This window comes from Paenibacillus xylanivorans (genome assembly GCF_001280595.1).
In the GTDB taxonomy this organism is placed as follows: Bacteria; Bacillota; Bacilli; order Paenibacillales; family Paenibacillaceae; genus Paenibacillus; species Paenibacillus xylanivorans.
Window position 1 is genome coordinate 1 of sequence record NZ_LITU01000036.1, and the last position, 6,684, is coordinate 6,684.

A 6,684-nucleotide genomic window follows, 5' to 3' on the forward strand; every position below is an offset into this window, starting at 1 on the left:
TTCAGTTTTCAAAGATCAAACTTGTTTCACCGCCGTGTGTTGTTCACCACAGCAACTTTTATATCTTATCAGATCCGAACCAACTTTGCAAGCTCTTTTTTTAAGTTTCTTTCGAAGCTTATTTCATTCGCTTGCCGCACCGTGTTTCTCGTGTTTTCTTGGCCGGAATTAGAATATACCATGTACAGATTCGGAACGCAAGCTTTATTTTCAAATTTTATAGATCCGTTTCCTACATACGCTCTACCCCTATTATCCCTTACGATACTCCCCAGTACGGTACGCTATAATCTAATCCTGTACATCGCACTTATATTTAATAGGGGTAATTCATCCCGCAGCAGCAACTATCATTCCAAACTCGGAAATAGCAACTCTCTTACACCACTATCTATTATATATAGTAGAGTTACTATGTAATCCCTATCGAAATGTTTTCAAGAGTACTATTCTAGTATACGCATTAGGGCCTAATGATCTCACCCTCCGAGCCGCTTACATCAAAAAATCCAACGTTATGCTTCATAGATAACTCACGCATCATTATATAGGCATCTTCCACAATAGACCATGCGAATGCAGCATAAATCATTTCTTTTCCAATCGAGTATTCTGTTAATCGATTATCCGTTCCCGCTTCTTCCATCGCTTCAAAACATCATCGTCCACATTCATTGAAGGAAATGTTAGAACAAGCTCTTCATAAAAACGTTGCAACGCCTCTAAGCTCACCTTAATACCTGAGTAGGAATGATCCTCCGACCACTTTGTCTGCTCGCCATACCAGCTCATGAACGATGTTTTATCAACTGGAGCTTTGATTGGATCAAAAACCATTAACTCGCAACTCATATTTGTTCCTCCTTTATATATAGAAGAAAGTCGATTTCATTTATCCCACAAAGTAAGAATATCCCCTGCAGGAATATTTCAAAGTGTCTCCTGTCCCTTATTTCAAAGTTCATACTACTTATTATAGAAGAAACAAAAAAAGCGAAAGCCCGATAACGTACCGAGGCTCCCGCTCACTTCGATTGCATTATAACAAATCTATCACAAGTAACTGACCCATTTCATTCAATCAAACTGTTATTCTCCACCGATAAATACATATCGGCATATAACAATGATAGCCAATATCCACATAAGCCAGTGGATCTTCACTTTGCGCTCCGTAACCAGGTTACTGAATACGGCCAGAATTACATAGGATACAATCCCTGCTGAAATCCCGTTTGCAATTCCTCCAGTGAAAGGCATCAACACAATTGTGAGGAACGCCGGGAAAGCTTGCAGGAAGTCGTCCCACTCAATGCTGCGAACCTGACTCATCATCAAGACACCCACGATGATCAATGCCGGAGCTGTTGCAGCAGACGGTACAACCAATGCCAGAGGAGCAATAAACAAGGCCAGGATGAACAGGATACCTGTCGTTACAGAGGTCAGACCTGTACGTCCACCAGCTTCCACGCCAGAGGCACTCTCAACGAAAGCAGTAATTGTACTTGTACCCAGTGCAGCCCCTGCACTTACACCCACTGCATCGACGAGCATTGCTTTACCAATTGTTTTCTCGCCTTTCTTCTTGTCCTTCATGATCCCCATTCGTGTTGCTGTACCCACCATCGTTCCGAATGTGTCAAACAGCTCTACAAAGGTGAAGATGAAGATGATTTCAAACAACCCAAGACTAATTGCACCTTTCAAATCCAGTTGTCCAACTGCCAGATCGCTGAAGTTAGGCAACCAGCTTGCACCGGACAAACCGCTAAGATTCGTTACGCCCATGGGGATACCAATCAACGTTGTAGCAATGATACCTATTAGCAGTGCACCTTTGACGCGCATAACCATCAGCACAGCAATAATAAGCAGTCCAATCAGTGCGAGTAATGCATCATGATGCGTGATGAAATTACCCAAAGACAGATTAAAACTGCTGCCCGGAATCGGTTGGCTCAGATCCGCATCAGGTGCAACATTAACTGTTACAGCGACCAGATTAGCCAATTTGAAACCAACGATGGTAATAAAGAGACCAATACCTACTGTAATTGCCATTTTTAATGAGTCTGGAACTGCAACGAGCAACATTTGACGAATTTTGGTCACTGTCAAAATAATAAACACGATACCAGAGATAAATACGGCTCCGAGAGCTGCCTGCCAGGAAATCGCACCGTTGGAACTCAGAACCACGGTCATGAAGTAAGCGTTCAAACCCATACCTGGTGCAAGGGCGATCGGAATGTTAACGAACAATCCCATAATGATGGTCATCAGACCAGCACCCACGGCTGTTGCAAAAAATACTGCATTGTCCGACATACCGGCTCCGGCCGATCCCAAGAACAACGTGTTTACGAAAAGAATGTACGCCATTGTCATAAAGGTAGTAAGACCCGCAACAATCTCCGTTCTAACGTTCGTTCCGTTTGCTTTTAGTTTAAAGAAACGATCCATAATTCACTAATTCCTCCTTAGAGATGTTGAAGCCTTATTGAAAAACGACAAATACCCCTGAAGATGAATGCATCACCCAGGGTTTTAGCTGATGAGGAGTGGCATGGTGCCAATTACGGAGAACAAAAAAAATTCTAATGTGCGTGATGTCATGCCCGACGCAATCATATAGAATTCATGTGCTCAGCCTTCTCCTCTTCGTAGCCAGATCATTAGGGTGATCTCGTAGAGACTCCCAGGCCAATCCCCGGGATTATACGAAGTAGTATGCGCTATTTGTGTGTTTCCAATCACTATTTTAGGAGGGTTACCGCTAGTTTGTCAATGAGAAAAACGAATGTTATTGACACTCATCAACTAAATCGTTCGTATTATTTAACAAAATGAACCAGTTCAGCGGTTTACAACCCAAATTAAAATGAGGTTTCACCAATCAAAAAGCTACCGCAGTCAAAGGTGGCACGCACACTTTGACTACAGTAGCTTCATGAATTACCGTTACCGAAAAGATGGTTATATGTTGAGGATCATGTATTGGGATATTCGAAAGATTAGGTATAGAGAGCAGGCTGCCACAGTTACTAGTTCATTTTTTTTACATGAAAGGTCCTATACCATATATTCTAAATCTCTGTCTGAAGCACGTCCTGTGCCTGCTGTTGTTCCTGACGTGTATTATCGGTCGATCCCTCAGAAAACTCCTGATTCTGAGCCTGATCGGAAGATGAATCTGCTGCCTCTAAATTTACAAATGAAGAATCCCCCGCACCAAGAGCCAAGTCCTGCATACCCGAGCCGCATCCTGCCAGCATCACCATCAGAAACGCACTTCCAATGCCCATCTTCCATTTGCTCATATTGTCGGTTTTACGCATACATTCAATTCTCCTTTCAGTTGCCATAAAGCCGTATTATGTACTCAGTGTACAAGCCCCACATGAAAACAATCTGAAACGAACCTAAAGAAGGAATTAAAAATTCAGAGATTCATCGTTATACCACCACCCGCTCTCATCCCACATGCCTGCTGCCATAATCGCCTGCTTCGCGACTTTCTGCTGTTTGGCATTTTTCAAATGAACGATTATTTTTCCAAATGGTTTATGATGAATCAGGGAGTCGATATCTTCAGCAGTAATATGTTTCATTTGCAGGAGAGCGAGTTCTTTAAGGCTTTTGGAAGTCTTTGCCCAATCGATATTTTCCATATTCACATTGTTAAGGAAAACACGCTGTAATTCAGTCAGATTTTCAAGAGACGGCAGACTTGTTAGATGCGGCTGGTCCTCTATCCCTAATAAGCGCACCCCCTTCAGTTCAGGCAATACAGATAGGTCGGATAAACCTTTCACTCTTAGGAGCTTCAATAATTGCAAGGATTCCATGCCTGCAAGGCTATCCAGATTCTCTGCTCCGCCAAAACTGAGATGAAGTTCGCGCAAATTTGTTAAATCTTTTAAGTATCCCAATTCCTTTAATGGTATTCCCGAAATATAGAGGGAGCTGAGTGAGAGCAATGTTCCGATCGTTTCGATGTTTCTCGTATGCCCATTCACAATCAGCGTTTTAAGCTCGGTGAAACGGCTAAGTACGGACAAATCCGTTTTCTTCGTTTTGGTTTTGCCGATGCGGAGCTGCTGTAAAGTAGCGGGTATTAGCTCTAAAACTTCAAGGGGGCCCGCTTCAAATACGTCAAAAGCAAACTCTTTCAGTCCAGACAATGAGCCTACGGCTTCAATCCCATGAACGCTACTGTTGCAATCAATCACAAGCTTTTCTACATGGTTCATATATTTTAGAACAGACAAGTCGCCAGATTGCGAATGAAAGCCATATATACGAAGCGTAATATCTGGTCTGTTGGCGAATAGTTCCTCATTCAATATCTGCATCAAGTTCACATCCGGTATATTGTGCTCGCTGTATTGAACAATCTTTAGTTCTGGATGAGCCACAAGTGTGGCAACCTCCTTACGAGTCCATTCGGGTCTGAGTTCGATTCTTTCCTTCATTGTCTTAGCTCCTCTTTGCAGGATGTTCTTCTTCGTAATATCTATCAGACAGAGACAGCCATTGATTAACGTAAATGAAAGTATAAATAACATCTTGTTACAACACCAAATGAAAAAAAGAGACCGAAGCTCCTTAAAGGAAACTCCGATCTCTTGTTATTGAATCTGTATAGATAACTTCTATTCCCACTCAATTGTTGCTGGTGGTTTGGAAGTTACGTCATACACGATACGGTTTACGTTATCCACTTCGTTAACGATTCGCACGGAGATTTTCTCCAATACGTCCCAAGGGATACGTGCCCAGTCAGCTGTCATCCCATCGATGGATGTTACGGCACGGATACCTACAGTGTAGGAATACGTACGCGCATCACCCATAACCCCAACACTCTTCATGTTAGGCAGGGCCGTGAAGTATTGCCAGATTTCGCGGTCAAGACCGGCTTTGGCAATTTCCTCGCGCAGGATGTAGTCCGAATCACGAACGATTTTGAGCTTGTCCTCAGTTACTTCGCCCAGTACACGGATAGCTAGACCCGGACCTGGGAATGGCTGACGCCATACAATTGCTTCTGGCAGACCGCACTCTTCGCCGACTTTACGCACTTCGTCCTTGAACAAGGCACTCAGTGGTTCGATCAGCTTGAAGTTCATGTCCTCAGGCAATCCGCCCACATTGTGGTGGGATTTGATGGTTTGAGCTGTCGCTGTGCCACTTTCCACGATATCCGTGTACAGTGTACCTTGCGCCAGGAATGCAAAATCATCAAACTGCTTGGACTCTTCGTCAAATACGTAAATAAACTCGTTACCGATGATTTTACGTTTTTGTTCCGGATCATCCACACCTACCAGTTTGGACAGGAAACGCTCTTGTGCATCGATTTTGACAACTTTCATGTCGAATTTGCCGACGAACGTCTCCATTACGCTCTCCGCTTCGCCTTTGCGCAGCAGACCATGGTCGATAAACATACATGTCAGTTGGTCACCGATGGCTTTGTGAAGAAATGCAGCAACAACGGAAGAACCCACACCGCCGCTAAGTGCACACAATACTTTACCGTCGCCCACTTTTTCACGAATATCTTTGATCGTATCTTCGATGAACGTCTCCATGCTCCAGTTGCCTTCACAACCACAGATTTCGTACAGGAAGTTTTTAATCATTTCATTACCGCGAACAGAGTGGCGTACTTCTGGATGGAACTGAACAGCATACAATTTGCGCTCATCGTTGCTCATCGCTGCGATTGGCGCACTTTCCGTGCCTGCATCCAGTTTGAATCCAGCAGGAAGAGCAACCACGTGGTCACCATGACTCATCCATACCGTATGTTCACCTTCGATACCTTGTGCGAGAGCAGCACCTGGTGCAAACTCGATATCCGCTTTACCGTACTCGCGCTTCTCGGAACGCTCCACTTTACCATCAAGTTGTTGCGCCATGAGCTGCATACCGTAACAAATTCCGAAGATTGGCACTCCCAGATCATAAACGGCCGGATCTACGTGAGGTGCATTTTCTGCGTAAACGCTAGATGGTCCACCCGAGAACACGATTCCCTTTGGTGATAATTCTGCAATTTTCTCCGCTGGTGTGTTATACGGCAAAAGCTCGCTGTATACGCCAAGATCCCGGATTCTTCTGGCGATTAACTGGTTGTATTGTCCCCCAAAGTCCAGGACAACCACTATTTCATTTTGCTTATTCATTACCGTGCCTCCCTCAATTAATGAAACTAATTATACGCAACGACAAAACATACCGTCAAGGAAAGGCGAAACTCCTTTTTTCGACATCTCAAAACATGGCAAATCCAACGTCTGAAATTACGGTATTGGGTCGAATATTTTCGGTTCGATTCTATTTATTCCCGATCGGAAATATAAGAAAAGGGTTGATGCGCATTATCATAAAAAAAAGTTCTTCCGCATGAAACTCACGGTGTATGCTCGCGGAAAGACGCCTCGTTCGCTTATGGGGCGAGAAAGGCGTCTATGTATAGCGCTGCGCTGTACTTCGTGTTACAGCGCCTGCATACGCCGGGCCAGATGAAGTGCCCGGCGCAGGAAGTCCAGACTGTCCGCGCGCAGCGGACGGTCCGGCCCGTACAGCAGCCGTTCCCAGTCGGCTGCAAACCGCGCGATGTCCGCGCCGTCCGTGCCTGCGGCCACGGCGGGTGACGCTGCATATTCACGC

5 protein-coding genes and 1 riboswitch are annotated in these 6,684 nt (G+C 44.5%); all 5 genes read right to left on the bottom strand.

The window, feature by feature from the left end; genetic code table 11:
- Nucleotides 1–615: 615 nt before the first annotated feature.
- A complete protein-coding gene (locus AMS66_RS04145; RefSeq protein ID WP_053779588.1) occupies nt 616–852 on the bottom strand; it encodes a hypothetical protein in 237 nt (78 codons plus the stop codon).
- A 237-nt stretch (nt 853–1,089) separates the two neighbouring features.
- Nucleotides 1,090–2,466 carry an NCS2 family permease gene (locus tag AMS66_RS04150; protein WP_053779589.1) on the bottom strand — a complete coding sequence of 459 codons (1,377 nt, stop codon included), beginning with the start codon at nt 2,464–2,466 and terminating at the stop codon, nt 1,090–1,092.
- 181 nt (nt 2,467–2,647) lie between these two features.
- A riboswitch (purine riboswitch) is annotated at nt 2,648–2,747 on the bottom strand.
- Nucleotides 2,748–3,089: 342 nt separating this feature from the next.
- On the bottom strand, nt 3,090–3,341 hold the full coding sequence (locus AMS66_RS04155) for a hypothetical protein (protein WP_053779590.1): 252 nt from the start codon (nt 3,339–3,341) through the stop codon (nt 3,090–3,092).
- Between the two features lie 96 nt (nt 3,342–3,437).
- On the bottom strand, nt 3,438–4,478 hold the full coding sequence (locus tag AMS66_RS04160; protein ID WP_053779591.1) for a leucine-rich repeat domain-containing protein: 1,041 nt from the start codon (nt 4,476–4,478) through the stop codon (nt 3,438–3,440).
- 180 nt (nt 4,479–4,658) lie between these two features.
- Nucleotides 4,659–6,197 (bottom strand): glutamine-hydrolyzing GMP synthase, encoded by a 1,539-nt coding sequence (guaA, locus tag AMS66_RS04165; RefSeq protein ID WP_053779592.1) that lies wholly within the window; start codon nt 6,195–6,197, stop codon nt 4,659–4,661.
- Between the last annotated feature and the right edge of the window lie 487 nt (nt 6,198–6,684).